The sequence below is a fragment of the Agarivorans sp. MS3-6 genome, assembly GCF_054112545.1.
In genome coordinates this window covers 2590158-2610049 of sequence record NZ_CM134202.1, presented here as the reverse complement: position 1 = coordinate 2610049, position 19892 = coordinate 2590158, and the positions used below count along the sequence as shown (strand labels likewise).

At 44.6% G+C, this 19892-nt stretch carries 14 protein-coding genes and 1 pseudogene; 6 read left to right on the top strand and 9 right to left on the bottom strand.

Translation table 11 applies throughout. The features are described 5' to 3' along the window. Nucleotides 1–286 precede the first annotated feature (286 nt). From ACVFI8_RS11965 to ACVFI8_RS11945, 5 genes are all read right to left on the bottom strand, one after another. Nucleotides 287–589, bottom strand: a complete 303-nt coding sequence (locus ACVFI8_RS11965) for a DUF1330 domain-containing protein (protein WP_248713257.1) — start codon at nt 587–589, stop codon at nt 287–289. A gap of 176 nt (nt 590–765) precedes the next feature. Continuing rightward, complete coding sequence (locus ACVFI8_RS11960) at nt 766–2397, bottom strand: methyl-accepting chemotaxis protein (RefSeq protein ID WP_457871450.1); 1632 nt, start codon at nt 2395–2397, stop codon at nt 766–768. 510 nt (nt 2398–2907) lie between these two features. Next, on the bottom strand, nt 2908–3378 hold the full coding sequence (locus ACVFI8_RS11955; RefSeq protein WP_248713259.1) for a carbohydrate-binding protein: 471 nt from the start codon (nt 3376–3378) through the stop codon (nt 2908–2910). A gap of 393 nt (nt 3379–3771) precedes the next feature. Continuing rightward, the gene (locus ACVFI8_RS11950; RefSeq protein WP_248713260.1) at nt 3772–4299 is read right to left on the bottom strand and encodes an ankyrin repeat domain-containing protein; all 528 of its coding nucleotides are present in this window, start codon (nt 4297–4299) and stop codon (nt 3772–3774) included. A 652-nt stretch (nt 4300–4951) separates the two neighbouring features. Beyond that, nucleotides 4952–5827, bottom strand: coding sequence for a LysR family transcriptional regulator (locus ACVFI8_RS11945; protein ID WP_248713262.1), 876 nt, complete (start codon nt 5825–5827; stop codon nt 4952–4954). Between the two features lie 193 nt (nt 5828–6020). Here ACVFI8_RS11945 and ACVFI8_RS11940 point away from each other — a divergent pair, with 193 nt between their 5' ends. Then, complete coding sequence (locus ACVFI8_RS11940) at nt 6021–7151, top strand: S-(hydroxymethyl)glutathione dehydrogenase/class III alcohol dehydrogenase (RefSeq protein ID WP_248713263.1); 1131 nt, start codon at nt 6021–6023, stop codon at nt 7149–7151. A gap of 91 nt (nt 7152–7242) precedes the next feature. Beyond that, nucleotides 7243–8082, top strand: a complete 840-nt coding sequence (gene fghA / locus ACVFI8_RS11935) for an S-formylglutathione hydrolase (protein WP_457871449.1) — start codon at nt 7243–7245, stop codon at nt 8080–8082. Nucleotides 8083–8149: 67 nt separating this feature from the next. On the opposite strand, the gene ACVFI8_RS11930 is transcribed toward fghA, so the two are convergent. Continuing rightward, the gene (locus tag ACVFI8_RS11930; RefSeq protein WP_457871448.1) at nt 8150–9262 is read right to left on the bottom strand and encodes a DNA alkylation repair protein; all 1113 of its coding nucleotides are present in this window, start codon (nt 9260–9262) and stop codon (nt 8150–8152) included. A gap of 216 nt (nt 9263–9478) precedes the next feature. Between ACVFI8_RS11930 and ACVFI8_RS11925 the strand changes: the two genes are divergently transcribed. Then, complete coding sequence (locus ACVFI8_RS11925) at nt 9479–10759, top strand: hypothetical protein (RefSeq protein ID WP_457871447.1); 1281 nt, start codon at nt 9479–9481, stop codon at nt 10757–10759. Between the two features lie 58 nt (nt 10760–10817). Here ACVFI8_RS11925 and ACVFI8_RS11920 read toward each other — a convergent pair whose 3' ends face one another. Continuing rightward, nucleotides 10818–11852: an acyltransferase gene (locus ACVFI8_RS11920; protein ID WP_248713266.1), complete on the bottom strand. Its 1035-nt coding sequence runs from the start codon at nt 11850–11852 to the stop codon at nt 10818–10820. A gap of 118 nt (nt 11853–11970) precedes the next feature. Between ACVFI8_RS11920 and ACVFI8_RS11915 the strand changes: the two genes are divergently transcribed. Then, nucleotides 11971–13434 (top strand): sensor domain-containing diguanylate cyclase, encoded by a 1464-nt coding sequence (locus ACVFI8_RS11915; RefSeq protein WP_457871446.1) that lies wholly within the window; start codon nt 11971–11973, stop codon nt 13432–13434. Between the two features lie 46 nt (nt 13435–13480). On the opposite strand, the gene ACVFI8_RS11910 is transcribed toward ACVFI8_RS11915, so the two are convergent. Then, the gene (locus tag ACVFI8_RS11910; RefSeq protein WP_457871445.1) at nt 13481–14008 is read right to left on the bottom strand and encodes a DUF4136 domain-containing protein; all 528 of its coding nucleotides are present in this window, start codon (nt 14006–14008) and stop codon (nt 13481–13483) included. Between the two features lie 142 nt (nt 14009–14150). Between ACVFI8_RS11910 and tcdA the strand changes: the two genes are divergently transcribed. Both tcdA and ACVFI8_RS11900 read left to right on the top strand, forming a co-directional pair. Beyond that, on the top strand, nt 14151–14927 hold the full coding sequence (tcdA, locus tag ACVFI8_RS11905; protein ID WP_457871444.1) for a tRNA cyclic N6-threonylcarbamoyladenosine(37) synthase TcdA: 777 nt from the start codon (nt 14151–14153) through the stop codon (nt 14925–14927). A 1247-nt stretch (nt 14928–16174) separates the two neighbouring features. Continuing rightward, nucleotides 16175–16744 (top strand): annotated as a pseudogene (locus ACVFI8_RS11900) (methyl-accepting chemotaxis protein); the annotation flags it as partial. A gap of 66 nt (nt 16745–16810) precedes the next feature. On the opposite strand, the gene ACVFI8_RS11895 reads toward ACVFI8_RS11900, so the two are convergent. After that, the gene (locus ACVFI8_RS11895; protein ID WP_457871443.1) at nt 16811–19882 is read right to left on the bottom strand and encodes an efflux RND transporter permease subunit; all 3072 of its coding nucleotides are present in this window, start codon (nt 19880–19882) and stop codon (nt 16811–16813) included. Nucleotides 19883–19892 lie beyond the last annotated feature (10 nt).

The following is a 19892-nucleotide window of genomic DNA, read 5'->3' as shown; positions in this document are numbered from 1 at the left end:
ATCTAAAAGCAGAGCTTTCGCCTGCGGCGACGTCAACGCTCCCCAATAAGGGGAATTATGAGAGCAACCGCGTGAAATAATCCCCATCATCTTCGCCGAGTAGCGTAAATAAACAAAGGAGAAAAGTTGAAGTCTGTTTGAGCGCAGCGAGTTACTTCAACGCCCTTGTGAATGCGCAACGCAGGATCTGAGAAGATGCGGGGCAGCCTTTCTTTTGCTTGTAAGCTTTAGCTGGACAAAGCTTATGACGTCGCCGTAGGCGAAACCGGCAAAGCAACCAGCAAACTTAAGCTAAATCATCTCTACCTTCGATCAGTACATGATGGCTCACGGATCCCTCAACCCGCGCTTTTAAATAAGGCGCATATTCAGGGTCATTCATAAAGTCTAAAGCGGCTTGCTTGGATGGCCATTCAATAATCACTCGCAGGGTAACCCCCTCCCCCTGCCCCTCTAAGCGCTGATGGTTATTGGTGCGTGCTAAATATTTCCCGCCGTGTTTAGCTAACAAGGCCTTCGTTGGGCCAGTGTAATCGGGGATCCAATCTTGGTGGGTCGGGCTCACTTCTAATACCGAGTAATAAGTCATATTGATACCCTCCAAAACCCATCAAAACCCATCAAAACCTGTCACTAAAACAAGCTGAAAGTGCTAATGGGCTGACTTAGTCATGAACAATTGGATAAAGCTTAGCAGTGACTGACAAAATTGATAATCGCGTGAGAAATGATAACAGCCCCAAACAGTATTTGAGGCTGTTGTTATTACACCTTAAAAGCGCTGGTCACTTGGTGTAAGTGTACAGAGAGGCTTGACAATTCTTTACTGGCCGCCGAGATTTGTTCGGCGCTTACTGCGGTCAGTTCGGCTACTGAGCTTATCGCAACAACATTATCTTTAATAACGTTAGCCACTTGGGTTTGCTCGGACAAAGCGCTAGATACCCGTTCACTCATGTCGCTAATTTCACTCACTCCTTGATGCATGCCATCTAACGCTGAGTTCACTTGCTGCATATTAGACACGCTTTGATCCACATTGGTTTTGCTTTGCAGCATCACTTGAACAGCATTCTGCGAGCCATTTTGCAGCCGCTTTATCATCGCCTCAATCTCGCCAATTGAGTCTTGAGTGCGCTTGGCTAAAGTTCTAACTTCATCGGCGACGACGGCAAAACCCCGGCCTTGATCGCCTGCACGCGCAGCTTCAATCGCAGCATTTAGCGCCAACAAATTAGTTTGCTCGGCAATACTACTTATCACCGTGAGAATCGAGCCAATGTTATCACTTTCTTTCTCTAAGCCGTGAATAACGGTAGCTGCTTGCTCTACATCATTGGCCAATTGACTAACCGAATTGCGCGCTGCAACTACAGTATCAAACCCTTGCTGGGCCTGCTGCATGGTTTGTTTAGTTTGATCAGAAGTATTGTTGGTGTGTTCAGCTACATCGTCCACCGAAACACTGAGTTGCGACACTGCTGTAGCAACTTGGTCTATTTCAGTCGCTTGCTGTTTAAGCCCTTGCCGTGAGCTATCGGTAATGACCGATAGCTCTTCTGACGAGCTGGATACTTGGCTAACGGCTGCAGCCACTTCTTGAATGCTATGGTTAAAGCTGTCTAGCATATTATTAAACGCCTTACCCATAGCGCTGACTTCTTGCCCGCCCGATTCAGCGGCCCGCACCGTAAGGTCTTTATCCATTGCAACCTGCTGCATCACCGCTAATAAACCCTGCACAGGCTGATAAATACCTTTGCCAATGACCCAAGCACCAGTGCTTAGTACGATTAAGGTGAGAGCCCAATATAGCGAAGAAGACAGTAATTTCTGCTGAAAAATTGCCTCAACATCATCAACGTATATGCCGGTTGCTAATAGCCAATCCCAACCATCAACGATCACAGCGTAAGTCACCTTATCACTTAGCGTCTGCTGATTTGGCTTGTTCCACTGATAGTTGACTTGGGCGACACCGTTATGGCGAGCTTGCTGCCACATGTCTCTAATCAAATAGACCCCATTCGGATCTTTCACCTGCGACCAATCGGTGTTTTCTTTTTGTAAATTGACGCCATAAGCCAGCATGTTCATATCGTTATCTACGATGAATAAATACTGCTCGCCCTCGTAGCGCAAACCTCTTACCAAGGCTAACGCTTGCGTTTTCGCCTGTTCCTCTGAAAGCTCGCCGTTTAGCGCTTGTTGTCGATAAAACTCAACACTGTCGGCGGTGACTTCTACTACTGCTTTTAACTTATCGATGCGATCTTGTAACAAGCTGCGTTTAAGCTCTTGCATTGAAATTAGCTGTAAAACTACCAATACCGAAATGGCTAAGCCAACCAATAAATATAGCTTTTGACGTATAGAAAAAGACTTGAAGTATTCCATTACTAAACCTTGCTTGAAGTTGTCATTTTTACCGGAGATCGAAGCAAAATAGCTCCAACTTGCATCATTTATTGATGCTTTATTATGTTGCGGTCATTTTAATGAGATCCATCAGACTTGTGAACTAAATACTAATGCAAATAATTCGTATGCACATTTATTAAGCACGATTAGAGCAATAACTCAACAATGGTAGTGATGGACAGTTAAATCGACATATTCTAGCCGTCTAAGCAATCAGATATAAACATAGTGACAACTATATTGATCTGCATAATTGGAAGGAAAACCAAAGCACGATATTGACGCGCTAAGCACATTTTTCTGTTTTAAATAATCTGAAAGAATAAGTAGACTGCATAATAAATAGTTAAGGCAATCATTTCCACAATAATATAGTGGATAAATATTAATAGTTATCAAGCCGTAATGATTTATCCTACAGCCTTACTATTTATTATTAGGTAACATTAAGGCGACGTTAAACATCGCCTTATTTATTTCATAAAATTACTTGGCGCTTAGCTCAAACCAATTCATATTAAATAAATAGCCTGATGAACCCTTAAAATTGAAACGCAGCGTTTGTGGGCCCGCATCTAAATCTACCGTTGATTCAATGGTTTTCCAGCTTTGCCAGTCTCCAGTACCTTTTACTTTTACAGTGGCTTTCTCTACGCCATTTGCCAAGACGACAAATCTACCGCCACCAGTGGCACTCGCTACGCGAGCGCTAAGGGTGTAGGTGCCGGCAGCAGGCACATCAACTGCGTACTCAACCCAGTCTCCATTTTCGATGTAACCAACATTAATGCCACCGCCAGTATCCGAACTAGACTCTGTTTTAATTCCTTCTTGATTAGCAAAGTCTTCTGCTTCAACTTTCATTGCAGCATTGGCTGCCATACTTAAAAATGTTGCAGAGGCTAAAGCAAGAGCTGACATAAGCTTTACTGTTTTTCTATTTAATTTTGTAGTCATTGGCTATCTCTCTAATAATGTGTGTTGTTATTCTTAGTTGTCTTTAGATCAAAAAACTTCACTCTCTGCATTAATTTTTTGTCGCAAACAGCCTGTTTAAATTTCGACCTTACAATTAGATTATATTTTTTATTTTAGGAGTAAAACTTAATGGCGTAAATTATTGGTTAACGCTCACACTTTAAGGCGATTTAAGTGATATATAATTAAGCAAAATAAAATAAAGTTATGCTAATTCCGATTGTGGGGAATACCTCACTGGTAACCGAACAGGACGACAACGGAAGCGTCAAGGCGAAGATGAGAAATACACTTGGCAAGATGCCATGGTCAGGTTCAATACCTAACAGAGTTAAAATGACTCTTGTGGATGGTAACCAGCTAGATAAAACGCTATTGGCTTGGTGGTTTGGCTAAAGCAGCAATAATTGGAGATAAAATCGCCGCTCTATCAACTGAAGGCTGCTTATCTTGGAGGAATGACAACACACCAAATGCATTCGTAGAGAATTTTTTATCTAGAACGCGTGGGTCGGCACCTAAATCGGTCAAGAGTTGTACCAAAACAGGATCATTTAGAAGAATCGCACTGGTTAAAGGCGTCATACCATCTACCTGAGAAGAACTATTAATAGAGATCCCTCGCTCTACAAGCAACCTGATATACTTTTCCCTTAACGCTACATCAGGCACACCGATAAGAAAATTCAAACCAGCGCCAGCACTAAGGAAAGCAATATCTTCATCACCTAGGCGATAATTAACTACATAATAATCACATACACTAGATGGTATATAATGGCTGTTGTCATTAGTAGCGCAAACGATAATATCCTCAACATTTGACTGAACTAGAGAGTAGCCAGCCAGACCTATTATGCAAAAAAATGCGAGCACTAAACCGATAAAAAATTTTATCATCTTAAACCCAAACCTATTCATTTCTTAATTGCGAACCTATGACCGTTCCTTAGGCCACCGCGGAGCCCTGAATGAGCATTTCCTACGCTTGCTAACCTTGCTGCATACCATTTTGAAGTATTACCAAAACGATGCGCTAGCCGGTCTCTCACACGCTCATAAATTTTGACATCTGCCACATCCTTACCCTTAGCCGACTTGAACCCATGTTTCTTAGCAGCCGAACCAAACATTGGTAGAACTTTTTTAGCTCCCGAGCTAGGGGTGTAAGACCCTCGACATATAGAGTCGACCAAACCGAACGCAAAATAAGCCTCTACGGCTTCAACTAACAAACCTTGAGCAAAACCCTGAACCTTGTCGGTGATATTTAAATAATCCACCTTTGGATGCATACTCTTTATATAAACATCAGAGCTATAAAGGTTTCCGCCTAACTAAATACCCATTCTCTCGACTCTAATCATATGAGATTCACCCTAGATGAAGCCATTCCCTCGCGACACAATAAATAACAAGAAACTCATTATACACCGTGAAATCAAGTTCCCATAGTAATGACATTTAACTCAAATAGCATTTAATGAAGCCCTACCGAGGCTAAAATACCAACCGAGAAAACGAGACGAACTGGGCAGTAAACATAACCTTATTAAACCTCCGCTAAGCGTTGCTGTAGATGCGATAACATCAAACTTACTTTGCTAGATAGGTGTCGGTTTTGTGGATACAAAGCCCAAATCCCTTCAGGCCCTTTTTGATAAGGCTTTAATAGTTCAATCAACGCACCACTTTGCAGGTATTTTTTTACATAACTGTCGGGCAATTGAACAATACCCAACCCTTTTAGCGCGGCATCAAGCAAGGCATACCCATTGTTACACTGCAGCCGACCACTTATTTTCAGCGCCATAGTCTTACCTTGTTCGGCAAATCGCCAGTATTCGATAGTCCCTTGTAGACAATTATGCTGAGCCAACTCACTGATGCCATGAGGCGAACCATGTTGCGCCAAGTACGCTGGCGAGGCACATACATGCAGGCTGCGCTCGGCTAAGCGTTTAGCCATCATGCTAGAATCGGGCAGCTCGCCCAGCCTAATCGCTAAATCTATGGCCTGATCCACTAAATCAATTTTTTGGTTGCTAAGCTGGAGTGATACCTCTAACTCTGGATATTGTAGGCAAAAGTCATTCACCGCAGGGGCAATGTGCTGTTCTCCAAAGGTCACCGGGGCGGTCATGCTTAGCTTACCGCGTGGTGTACTCTGCAGGTTGTTTAAGCTGCGCTCGGCGTCAAGCAAACCCTCGATCAATGGCCTACACTGTTGATAAAACAACTGACCGCTGTCGGTAACCGACACGCGCCGAGTCGTGCGATAAAACAACTTAGTGGCTAAACGTATTTCCAACTGGGAAACCTGACGACTCACTTGAGCAGTAGATATACCCAAGCGTTGAGCTGCAGCAGTGAAGCTCTCGGTTTCTACTACGGCGACAAACTCGTTAATACCGTCCCACTGGAACATAGCGGCCAACCTAGCGGTTAATACTGTTTGGCTAACATCTAACAGCCAAACAAGATAATGATTTGGCCAACACTGTTACCACACAGTAAAGGTGAATTAATGAATAGCCAGATTATCACCAAATGAGAAACAAATATAATACTGCTATTAACTACGCCTTTAGGCGATAACTAATCCATAGTGAGGAAGCGCAATGACTGCCCAAACCATCAAATCAAAAGCGGCTGTAGCATGGGCTGCAGGCCAACCATTAAAAATGGAAATTGTCGATGTGGCACCGCCTAAAGCAGGCGAAGTAAGAGTGAAAATTGTTGCCTCAGGAGTCTGCCACACTGATGCATTTACCTTATCGGGCGATGATCCAGAAGGGATCTTTCCCGCTATTTTGGGTCACGAAGGTGGCGGCATTGTAGAATCAATTGGCGAAGGTGTTACTAGCGTTAAAGTGGGTGACCACGTTATTCCCTTGTACACCCCAGAATGTGGCGAGTGTAAGTTTTGCTTATCGGGTAAAACCAACCTTTGCCAAAAGATCCGCGAAACCCAAGGCAAGGGTTTAATGCCCGACGGCACCACCCGCTTTTCGATTGATGGACAGCCTATTTTTCACTACATGGGTTGCTCAACATTTAGTGAATACACGGTACTACCAGAAATATCACTCGCCAAAATCAACCAAGAGGCGCCACTAGAAGAAGTCTGTTTGTTAGGTTGCGGCGTCACCACCGGCATGGGCGCTGTCGCCAATACCGCCAATGTTCAACCCGGCGATACCGTCGCAGTATTTGGTCTGGGTGGCATTGGTTTGTCTGCCATTATCGGCGCACAAATGGCCAAAGCAGGCCGCATAATTGCAATCGATATTAACGAATCTAAATTTGAATTGGCCCAAAAGCTCGGTGCGACCGATTGCGTTAATCCAAAAAACTTCGACAAGCCTATTCAGGAAGTGATTGTAGAGATGACCGACGGCGGCGTGGACTTTTCGTTTGAATGTGTGGGTAACGTTCATTTAATGCGTAGCGCGTTAGAGTGCTGTCATAAAGGTTGGGGCGAGTCGGTGATTATTGGCGTAGCCGGCGCTGGCCAGGAAATCTCCACCCGACCTTTCCAATTAGTCACGGGGCGCGTATGGAGAGGTTCTGCATTTGGTGGGGTTAAAGGTCGCTCTGAGTTACCTGAATACGTAGAACGCTACATGGCAGGTGAATTTAAGCTAGACGACTTCATTACCCACACCATGGCTTTAGATAAAGTCAATGAAGCCTTTGAATTAATGCATCAAGGTAAGAGTATTCGCAGTGTTATTCATTTCGACAAATAGCTAATAAGCAACCTAAATACAGTGCTTTAATGCATCAGCAAGCGTATTAGCACTGTTCTTCTATCCACTTTTACTAATAAGGATAAGCTAAATGCACGACATTGAACTTATCAGCGCCAACAAAAGCTTTGGTGGCTGGCATAAGCGCTACAGCCACCGTGCGAGCAGTTTAAATGGGCTAGCTCAATTTGCGATTTTTTTGCCACCACAGGCTAGTGCTAAGCAACCAGTACCGGTGCTGTACTGGTTATCGGGGCTAACCTGTAACGACGAAAACTTTATGCAGAAAGCTGGCGCACAACGTATGGCTGCCGAGCTAGGCATTGCCATTGTAGCGCCCGATACAAGCCCTCGCGGTGACGATGTAGCCAATGATGAGGCTTACGACTTAGGCCAAGGTGCGGGATTTTACCTAAACGCCAGCCAAGCCCCATGGAACCAGCATTACCACATGTACGACTACATGGTGAGTGAACTGCCAGCATTAATTGAGTCACGCTTTCCAGTAAGCAGTAAACGCGCTATTGCTGGACACTCGATGGGCGGTCACGGAGCCTTAACCATTGCGTTGCGTAACCCCGAGCGTTTTAGTTCAGTATCAGCGTTTAGCCCTATCTGTAACCCTAGTGCCGTGCCGTGGGGCCAAAAAGCCTTTACCGCTTACTTAGGAAGTGACCAGCAACACTGGGCACAATACGACGCCAGTTTGCTAATGCGCGAAGCAACCCAGTTTGTCCCTGCATTGGTTGACCAAGGAGAGGCTGATCAGTTTTTAGCTGAACAGCTAAAACCCGAAGCATTAACGACAGCGGCCAAGCAAAGCGCTTACCCTTTAAGCCTAAATATGCATACCGGTTATGACCATAGCTACTTTTTTATCGCCAGCTTTATTGAGTCTCACCTGCAGTTTCACGCCAAACACTTGGCGTGAAACACCGCTAGCCCAATATACAAAAAACCAAGCTATGCTTGGTTTTTTGTGCCTCAAAGGCGTGTGATTAAAGGCTTAAATTAAACGCTAAGCGGGCGATTTCTTGGCCATTAACATGCAAGGCGACAAAGTGTTTACCAGGATAATATTTGCGAGTAGAAATGACTTTAAATGAGTGGCTTTTCTCCATCGCAAACATTTCATCTTTATCTAAACTTAAGTTCTTCAGCTTAAATACTTTAGCGGAGGTTTTGCCATTCGCCTTCATAAAATGTACGGCATAATCTAATACAAATTTTTGATTGGGCTGCTTAGCCCGAATCGCCAAGGCGAAGCTGAGTGACTCCCCCATTGTCACTTGATGATTAAGCAAGGCAAACTCTTCAAGTTCTAATTGCGGCTTGGCCGTATAGCCGAGCAGCGGAAAAGTTAAGGGGTGACCTTGTTTAACTAAACTACGCGTAGCATGTTTAATCACCCAGCTTCGTTCGACGCTGCCATTGTGCTGCCAAGCTTGGCAAAGGCTTAATACCAACTCTGGATGATCTTTACTAATATCATTGAGGTTATTCGCCACCGAACGCCTTACATAAAGGCTATCGTCGTCTTTTAGCTGATCTAATAAAGGAATAATCAGCGCCGGATCGGCGATAAGACCCTTTAACTGTGCGCCCCAGGGCAAGCGAGGGCGGCATCCTTCGCTAACTAAGCGCCGCACGTGCTCATCTTCATGGCTTAACCAAGCATGTAATTGCGCCCAAGTGAGGTCTGGATGTTTTTCAATAAACGGTCGAATGGCGAATTCGGCACTAAACAAAGGGGTAAGACCTGCCAACACCGGCAAGGCTATTTGAGGATCTTCTATCCCGGCGATCGCCACATAATCGGTCACAGGCCAAATGGCAAAGCCACGTAGACTATCTTTGGGGTCGCCACGATCCCAATGAGCAGGCAACTTACGTAATAGCGCAGCAGTTTGCGCAAAGTCATTAGGTAGCGTTTGCTGCAGCACCTCAATAATGTGGGTAACACGCTGCTTAAGCTCTAGCTCATCAATGCCCTTTAGCGCCAGCGCCATAAACTGCTCGGCATTAAACTGTGGATAGACTGCTAACAAACCATCAGCGATGCGTTTTAATGCCGGCTCAGCCAAACCATTCTTTATTAACATGGGTTCCATCTACACTTTCCATCAAGATACTTGAAACCACTATAACCAAGCCCCAACCAAGGCTGCTAGTTAAAATTTAGGCCACCATTTTGAAAATCAAAAATAAGTTTATAGCGATACTGATACAAATCACAATTTGATTGAACAACACTATACTAATGACTTTTAAATCAATAAATTGACAATGAATTAATCACCGATTAAAAACTTAACTGAAGGCTATAAATGGATTTAGTAAAGCTCGTTTCACTCCCAGTCATTGCCTTATCGTTTCTCATAGGATGTGGGGGCGGAAGTTCAAATAGTTCTCAAACTACGAATAATGAAGAATCAGTACCTGAATTACCTAGCGTTCAGGGGGAGTTCAAATCGAAAAAAGATAGCGGATTTGTCTTTCCTACCAACCTAATTAGCATGTATGCGAGCAATAAATGTCAGCGTTATGACAGATATTATGAAACAGAAAATGTTTTAGTATTTGGCAGCGCCGTTCCTACAGCGGAACTATTTGAGCGATTTGCCACCTGGACCGAATTTGGCCTTACCGAGTTAAAGCAAAAAATGGGCGTTGATCTCGTTGCGCTACAACAAAAATATCCCTTTAGCTTAGAAACCTATTTAACAGCAGCAAAATACCTACAAGAACAATTAGGCCATTTCGAAGGCAATATGTTGTATCAACAAATTACCGGTGAAGAACTCCCCCTTAGTTACGAAGACATAACTAGCTTTCCCGAACAGCAAAAGTTCTTATATAAAAAAGTCCGCCAATTGAGCCTAGTTCAGCTAAATACTCTTATAAAAATCATTCAAGAGGATTCTGCTTACAGTAAACTTTCAGCGAGTTTTGCTCAGGCTTTACCGGGTAAACCTATAGTGTGCTTAAACCCTGCTTATAATAGCAGTGATTTGTGGGCGACTGGCAATTTAGTCGGCTATACAGCCCGCACTAATGACGCAAGACCTAGCTCGGCGTACATTGTGACCCATGAACTTACCCACACTCTGCAGCATCAATATGTCACCTACTTAAGTCAGGTAGATCGCTGGTTTTTAGAAGGAAGTGCCGAGTATGCAATGGGTCATAAACCTGACCCTAACAATCACACTAAAGGCTACCCTCTTGATGACAAATATCAGAGCGTATTAGGCAGTAATTCTTATTCTCACTATGGTATAGCGGTTACTTACTTAGAAGGCACATCACCAGGCTTTACGATGAACGTACTAAAGCATATTGCTGACCACGGTATATACCATGTCGTAGAATACGGCGACTACTCAGAATACGAATACGATAAGTTCAATCAACCAAACCCCGATTTTAGAGCCGCATTTAATGCCTATGCTAAACGCCCAGACGGTAGCGCACTGACTTATGCCGATTTTGAAAGTGAATACCACGAATTAATTGATCAGTGGATCGCCATAAGCCCTACTGCTTTATCCCGTTCGAGCAGCCAATTAATAGATACCAACTCAGAACCATTCTTGCTAGAGCGCTAATTTGAAGCGCATAAAGCCTGATGATTGATTCACAGGCTTTATGCTTAATATTTGGAAGTTAAGGCACCAACCAGCGAGTGGCCGACCAACGAGTTAACAGCCAACTAACGGCAAAAGCCAAGGCTAAGGCCACTGCTGTTATTACCAGCAAAGCAATGCTCGAATGGCCAAACCATTGGTAGATACCGTAATCTGGATTTCGCACCGGAATGAGGAATAACGGATGAACTAAATAAATACCAAAGCTGTATTTTGATATGGTTTTAATTAGCGGCCTCAAGCCATCAGGTATACGTTCAGCATAAGCCTTAGCCAATACAAATAGGCTCATGGCAATTACCGCCGTATTAAGACTTTTGTAACCCATAAATACGCTGCTGTATTCACCTTGCTGCCAAATGTAAAAAGCGCTGCCAAACACATTAAAAGCCAGTGTAGCGACACCCGTCGCTAACCAAAACTTCAAATAAGGTGTTTGATCATGGTTAAACAAATACCACCCCATAACCAGATAACCGCTATACAAGATAATATTCTGACGTAAGGGGGTTTCTACCTTTAGCCAATGCATTAAGGTGAGAACTAACCAGGCCGCTAACAACAACAATATGCGCTGTTTTTCCATTTTATAGAGCAAAGGCGCGAGCAATGGAATGACAAAATACAGCGGAATGAAATCATAGAAAAACCACAAGTGGTACCACGTGTGTTCGTTAGGCGCATTTTCCAATAGATTGGCAGTAACATCCCAGGACCAAATGCCTTGTTGGTAACCGCCGATAAACGCATAGATAACGGTCCAAGCTAAAAATGGGAGTAATACTTTTGCTAACCTTCTCGGCAAATAATGGCTTACATTAAATGGCCGTTGGTCCGACATCAGCAATGCACCACTAATCATAATGAACACCGGTACAGCCCAACGACTAATCGCATTAAGAGAGACTGCTGGCAGCCATTCGTGCCAAGCCAAATCAGGCACTAAATCGCGATAAGGCCCTAGCACGTGAATACTCACCACCGCAATGGCAGCAATAAAGCGCAAACATTCAATATAAAATAAGGAGGGTCTGGTGGTTTGCTTAGCACTCATGAAAATTTGCTTACTTAAGGTAAATATTTAACTCCAACTGTAGCACAGTCATTTGCCTATGAAAGCCTTTAACCTTACACTAACGCATTGAATAAAAGCCAAATTGCAAGGAGTGCAAGTGCCCATTTACAGTCTATGGCACGATAAACGTAAGTTTGTGGTGGTGCTGTCGCTATTGTTGTTATGTGCTTTTTGGCTAACCTCATGGTTAAGTTATCAAGTCGCCCATAACTCTTTGAGCGAACAGATTGAAACCAATCATTTGCCATTGACCAGTGATACAATTTATTCAGAAATTCAACGCGACTTATCACGGCCCATTTTTATTTCTTCGCTAATGGCGCAAGATACCTTTGTTCGTGACTGGGCCATTCAAGACAACGAGACAGCCGAACCCATTGTTCGTTACCTCACTGCTATTCAACAACGTTATCAAACCGTTACTGCCTTTTTTGTTTCAAGTAAATCATCTCGCTACTATCACCCTGACGGCATCATAAAAACACTATCAAAAAATAACTTAGATGACGCTTGGTTTTTCCGCGTCAGTCAGCTGCCTCCCGCCCAAGACTATGAAATCAACATTGACTATGACACTGCCGATGCAAACCGTATTACGGTATTTGTAAACTACAAAGTGTACGATTTTGATGGAAAGCTGATTGGCGTAACGGGTGTTGGTCTAAACGTAGAATCCGTTAAAGAAATGATTAGCCTTTATCAACAGCGCTATCAGCGTAGCGTTTACTTCATTGATGCCACAGGCAATTTAGCCCTCAGTGATAACAGTTTCCAAGGGCCCCGAAATATTCATCAACGCGAAGGCTTGGCCGAGCAAGTTGATTTATTGCTGAGTAGCCACAATGGCCGTTATCACTTTATGGAACAGGGAAAAATGCACTTTTTGAACGCTCGTTATATTCCAGAGTTTGACTGGTATTTGATGGTTGAACAGGAAGATGCTCCCGCTACCCAACAACTTCAGCAAACCTTAATATTCAATTTAGTGATCAGCATTGCAGTGACCTTAGGCATGCTACTTGTGGCCAACTTTACTTTGGGGCGCTACCAGCGTCGCCTAGAGACATTAGCCTCTACCGACAAACTAACTGGCGCCTTTAATCGGCAGAGTTTTGAAGGACAACTTGAGCAGGTGATAGACATACAACACCGAGCCAGTAGCCCCTGTTCGCTGATAATTTTTGATGTCGACCACTTTAAGCATATCAACGACAAATTTGGCCACTTAGTTGGAGATAAGGCGTTAATAAAAGTGACTGAGATTGCCGAAAAAAATATCCGCCAATCGGATATTGTATGTCGCTGGGGAGGGGAAGAGTTCGTTATACTCTTGCCTAACTGTGATGCCTTAGCAGCCTTAGAGGTCGCTGAAAAAATCCGTATAGCCATTAACAATGATCAACAAACTATCGATGGTCATCAAGTCAATTTGAGCATCAGCTGTGGTATTGCGCAAATCAAAACCCATGAAGTCATCGCCAGTTTAATGATTAACCGCGCAGATCAAGCCATGTATCAAGCCAAGCAAAATGGTCGCAACCGCAGCGTGGTTGCAGATTAACTCAATAACAGAAACTTCGCCCACCAAGAAAAGGTGGGCGCTAACGCTATTGCGCGCTAGGTGGGTAGTTAGCTAACATCAAAGCGATTTGCTCACTAATGAATTTAGCACGACTCTCTGGCCCCATGGTTTCACGTAGTTGGCTTTGCGAGATAGACCGCCAAACTATTGATGTGGTCTTTGGGTCTAGAAACTCGACCACTAATTTACCGTATTTACGTTCTTTGTAACGATCGGGTGAACTCATCCCTATCGCCCCATGCTTACGCCCTACACCTACCGAAAAAGAACCACCGTAAGATTCTAACTCGGTTGCTGTATCAACGCGGTAATCAACCAATAAATCTGCTTGTTCGATAGTCACAGCCTGCAAATTTTTCATCTTCAACTGGCTAGTTAGCTCTCGCTCAATTCGTTGAGCGTCAATGCTAACCACCGCCCCTTCGGGCATGGGTGAGAAGGCAAAATCTTGATACTGGGAGAAATCTTGATCAACATTGTAATCAGTGGCGGGTTTAACCGTACAAGCCACCGTTAAACTCGCCACACAGGCGATAATAAAAAAACGATACATTTGCTACTCCAACTGCCAATAAACTTTAACGACGATAATCTAAATCTAACATAAGTCGGCGCTTTTACCGTAGTTTGTTAATACTTAACCACAGCGCGGCGCTCTGTTATAATCGCCGCCGTTATTTTTATCGTGGTTTATCATGTCTCAATTTGAACAGCGCTTTGGTGGCATCGCCCGCTTATACGGTACAGCCGCACTGACAACATTCCAACAATCTCACGTTTGTGTCATTGGCATCGGCGGAGTGGGTTCGTGGGCAGCAGAAGCTTTGGCCAGAAGCGGTATTGGCCGAATCACTTTGATTGATTTAGATGACATTTGTACCACCAACACTAATCGTCAGATCCATGCTACACGCAATACTATCGGCCAATCTAAAACTGAAGTAATGCGCGAGCGCATTCTACAAATCAATCCAGAATGTGATTGCATCGAGATTGAAGACTTCGTCACCAAAGATAATCTGAGTGAATACATCACTAAGGATTTTGACTACGTGATTGATGCCATTGATAGCGTCAAAGCCAAGTCTGCGTTAATTGCCTACTGTAAACGCAACAAAATTAAGTTGGTGACGGTAGGCGGCGCTGGTGGACAAATTGACCCTACTCAGATAAAAATCACTGATTTAGCCAAAACCATTCAAGACCCATTAGCCGCCAAAGTGCGTAATGAGCTGCGGCGTTTTTATAACTTTAGCAAAAACCCTAAACGTAAATTTGGCGTGGATTGCGTTTATTCTACCGAGCAACTGATATATCCCAGCAGTGACGGCACCACTTGCATGGCAAAACCCGATGCTGGAGGCAGCATGCGTATGGATTGCAGTAGCGGTTTTGGCGCCGTGACTCACCTTACCGCTAGTTTTGCATTTGCCGCGGTATCTCGAGTGTTGAAAAAATTGGCCTGTTTATAACACCGTATGTATGCCCATATTTAGAGACAAGGCCTTGATAGCCTATGATTAAAATCATCATTTTTGATTAATGTGTCGATTTTTTTGTCGCTAAATGAACGCTAAACCTAAAAAAATATCGGATTTAAGACTAATTACTAAGCGCTGTTCTATGCTTAATTAACCAGCAAAGGAGAGCCAAAATGTCTTGGGATAAATCCAGCCTACGCTTTAAAATTCTGTCGGTACTGATCGCATCGCTAATATTATTAATGGCTGTCGCCATTTACACTGCCGTTCAATTACGAGAAACCGCGCATAAATTTGATAAACTCACTCATACCGAAGTGCATCTAGAAGAAGTCACCCTGCTTTCTCACATTGCCTTTAAAACACAGATTCAAGAGTGGAAGAACGTATTACTGCGCGGCCATGATGCTAATCAAAATAAAAAATACTGGGGACGCTTTCAAGAGCAACAGCAACAAGTACAACAGATGGTCACGACCTTGGTGAGCGAACTACAAGCGTCAGACTATCCAGAGTTAGCCAATATCGCTAGCAGTTTTCTGGCATCTCACAAAACCATGGGCACAGCGTATGCAAAAGGCAAAGCCGCATACGAAGCTGCAGGTTTCGATTATAGAGTGGGTGATAAAGCGGTGGCAGGCATTGACCGAGCGCCATCGAAATCAATGCAAGCCTTAAGTGAGCAACTAGCTGCAATCACTGCCAAGCGTTTTGCTGAAAACAATACGCAGGCCACAGCGGTCAGTAATATTAGCTTTATCATCATTGGTATTAGCGGTGTATTGGTTATTTTTGTCAGTTTTATTTTCATGGAACGTCAATGTATTAAACCGATTAACTCTCTGGTAGAAGACATCGACGTATTAGCCAATGGCAAGCTAAACATCACGGTAAACCTAAAGCGCGGCGATGAGCTAGGAAGACTGGCAGACGCAACCCGTAAACTGCAGCAATTTTTGCTTACCACGGTTGCCGATTTAAGCCAATCAGGAGAGCAGCTACACAGCTCTTCTGGCATGTTAAACAGCATGTCTGAAGACTTAGCTAAAGGTACTCATCAACAACGTGAAAGCTCAGATCTGGTGGCAACTGCCATTCAAGAAATGTCACACTCTGCCAATGAAGTGTCCCAAACGGCTGCCAATACCGCCGATACCACTCACAATACCGATCTCACCGCCCATAATGGCGCAGAAGCAATGAAACAGGTAATCAACACTATAAATACCCAAGTATCAGATATCAGCCACGCCGGTGAAGTGGTAAAAGATTTGGCCACTGATACCAATAATGTGGGTGCTGTCTTAGATGTGATTAAGGGGATTGCCGAACAAACCAATCTACTGGCACTCAATGCCGCTATTGAAGCGGCCCGCGCAGGAGAGCAAGGCAGAGGCTTTGCGGTGGTGGCCGATGAGGTCAGAACACTGGCGCAAAAAACTCAACAAAGCACCAGTGAAATTCAAAATATTTTGGAGAAAATACAAGGGGGCGCTAATAACGCAGTGACCGCTATGGAGCAAAGCCAAAACCGTACTGACGAGGTGGTGCAACAGGTGGAAACCGCTGAAAATCTAATCTCGGAGATTGTCACCTCTATTGGTAGTATCAACGAGATGAATTTACACATTGCGTCTGCCGCTAAAGAGCAAACCACCGTCGCAGGAGAGATAGCCACCCTGATTGAGCGGATTGCCGATGTGGCTGCCCAAAATTCTCAGCAAGTGGATGAATCAAATCAAATTAGCGAGCAACTAAATGCCCTCGCCGATGACTTTAATACACAACTCAAACGCTTCGTTTATTAATGCTTTACTGCAATAAAAAACCCAGCATTATGCTGGGTTTTTTGTCTCTAAGATAAGCTCATTGACCTAATCGGCAACCGTTTCACCTTCTAGGTGATCAACACTTGGCACCGGTTTATGGTTAGCACCTAAGTATGAATAGATCACCGGTAATACAAACAAGGTAAATACCGTACCAATCGATAAGCCGGCACAAATCACCATACCAATATCGAAACGAGCCGCAGCACCAGGTCCAACAGCCAATAGCAGAGGAATTAGACCCGCGACCATCGAAATAGTGGTCATCAAAATCGCACGTAAACGAATACGCGCCGCATGACGAATGGCAGTAATCTTATCTTCACCACGCAAAATTTGACGCTCTTTGGCCACTTCGCACATCAAAATACCGTGTTTAGTAATCAAGCCCACCAGGGTGATCATACCAATTTGGGTATAGATATTAAGCGTTGCCAAGCCCCAACCCATCATCAACAAGGCGCCACATATCGCCAAAGGCACCGACACCATAATCACAATCGGGTCACGGATGCTTTCAAACTGCGCCGCTAATACCAAGAAGATAATCGCCAAGGCTAAACCAAAGGTTGCGAACAGCGCCGACCCCTCTTGCACATACTGACGCGATTCGCCTTTGTATTCAAAACCATAACCCTTTGGCAAAATCTCAGCCGATTTTTGCTCTAAGAATGCCAATGCATCCCCCATGGTTTGGCCGGGCATCAGCGCACCATTCAAGGTAACAGAGTTAGTTTGGTTCATTTGCAACAGGGCATCTGGCTGACCCGTTAAGTCCCACTCAATCAAGTTAGCCAAAGGCACAGGGCTACCATCTACGGTTTTCACGTAAAATTGACCGATCGCCTCAGGGCTTAAGCGGTCTACCCGCTTAACCTGCGGAATAACTTCATAAGAGCGACCGTCATAGTTAATGTGGTTAATGTAACCATCCCCCATTAAGGTGCCCAGCGTACTGGCAATGTCGGCCATTTTTACGCCATAAGCACCCGCTTTATCGCGGTTCACTTTGATATCTAAGGTGGCGGTTTGAAATTTGGTATCCAAGTCGGTAAATACAAAGAAACCACTGTGCATCGCAGCTTGTTGCAGCTCTTGCGCCAAACTCACCAAAGTGCGGTAATCCCCAGTACCTTGCAATACAAATTGCACAGGGAAACCGCCACTCCCGCCGGGTAACACTGGCAGTGGGAATGATGCCACCGACACACCCGCAAGATCGGCAGTTTTTTCCTGAATGGTTTTAACCAAAGTATCTTGGTCCATGGTGCGATCTTCCCATACCGTGGTATTTAGGAAGCCAAGACCTTGCGTTGCGCTAGGAATACCCGCCAAGGTAAATGAACCGGCGATATCATCTAACTCTAAGCCAATACGCCCCACTTCAGTGGTGTACTGATCCATATAGTCAAGGTTGGCGCCGGCTGGGCCATTTGCCATAATCATTGCCGCCCCCTTATCTTCCGCCGGTGCTAACTCGGTGGGGATGATTTTCAGCAAGGGATAGAGCGAGGCCATCACCAGTATCGCGAATACCACAATCACCGGTCGACGCTTAAGCAAAGCGCCAATCATCTTGTCATAACCGCTATCTAGACGGTCTAAGAAGTTATGTACGCCAACCTCAAATCGACCCGGGTTAGGGTTGTGTTTAAGTAATACCGAACACATAACTGGCGAGAGCGTTAAGGCCACAAAACCCGATACCACTACTGCGCCCGCCAAGGTTAAAGCAAACTCAGCAAACAGCACCCCAGTTAAGCCTTCTACCAAGGCAATCGGCGAATACACCGCGGCCAAGGTGATGGTCATTGAAATTACCGGTAAGGCAATTTCACGCGTTCCGACAATGGCGGCATCAAAAGGCTTCATACCTTGTCGAATATGCCGGTCAACGTTCTCCACCACCACAATCGCATCATCTACCACCAAACCAATAGCAAGTACCATGGCTAATAGCGTGAGCAAGTTAAGTGAGAAGCCGAGCGCTTGCATAGCTAAACAAACACCAATCAGCGATAAAGGAATCGCAATCACCGGAATGAGTACCGCGCGCAAATTCCCCATGAATAAGAAAATGACCACCACCACAATAATGGTGGCTTCCACAATCGTAGTCAGTACTTCATTAATTGATGATTCTATGTACTCGGTTGAGTCGTAGAGTACTTTCATCCCCATACTGTCCGGCAGGTTAGCCTCAATCTCCGGCAACATGTCGATCACAGACTTAGCTACAGTAAGCGGGTTTGCTGTTGGTGTAGGGTCAATGGCCACCACCACTGCGGTTTGCGCATCCGCTTTAGCGCGCACAGTTTCACGCGCAGCGCCTAATTCAATGTCGGCCACATCACTTAAACGCACAATACCATTGTTGCTGCGAGAAACGATTAACTGCTCGAACTCTGCGCGAGATTTTAAATCAGTATCCGCTTCAACGTTGTACAAGAAAAAACGACTTTTTGCCTGGCCCGGCGCCGATCTAAAGTTGTTATTTTGTAGTGCACTCACCACCTCGGCGGCGGTAAGCTTATGGTTAGCTAGCTTAATAGGGTCAAGCCACACTCGCATCGACAACTGAGGACCATATACGTTGGCTTTTGCCACCCCGGTGATGGTCACCATTTGCGGTTGAACATTGCGGTTAACATAATCAACAATTTGCGCCGATTTAAGCTCATCACTACTAAACGCAATGTACATAATCGAGGTACTAGAACCGGTAGAGCGCGAAATGTTCGGGTCTAAAGCTTCACTGGGTAAACGGGCCCGTACAGCATTAACCTTAGCCATCACTTCTGATAGCGCGGCATCGGGATCTGAGCCTGTCTTCATATAAGCAGTAATGGTACTGCTACCCATGGCAGATTTAGATTCCAAGAAATCCAAATTGTCAGCCTCAGCAATTGACTGCTGCAAAGGTTGGGTAATAAAGCCTTGAATAACTTCAGCAGGCGCGCCGTAATAGGCGGTGCTCACCGTAATTACTGTGTTGGTTAACTCTGGGTACTCTCGAATTTGCAGTTTGAAAATGGACTGAATACCCACAATCAATAACAGCAAACTCAAAGACAGAGCTAACACCGGCCGCCGAATAAAAATATCGGTAAATTTCATGACCTAAGCT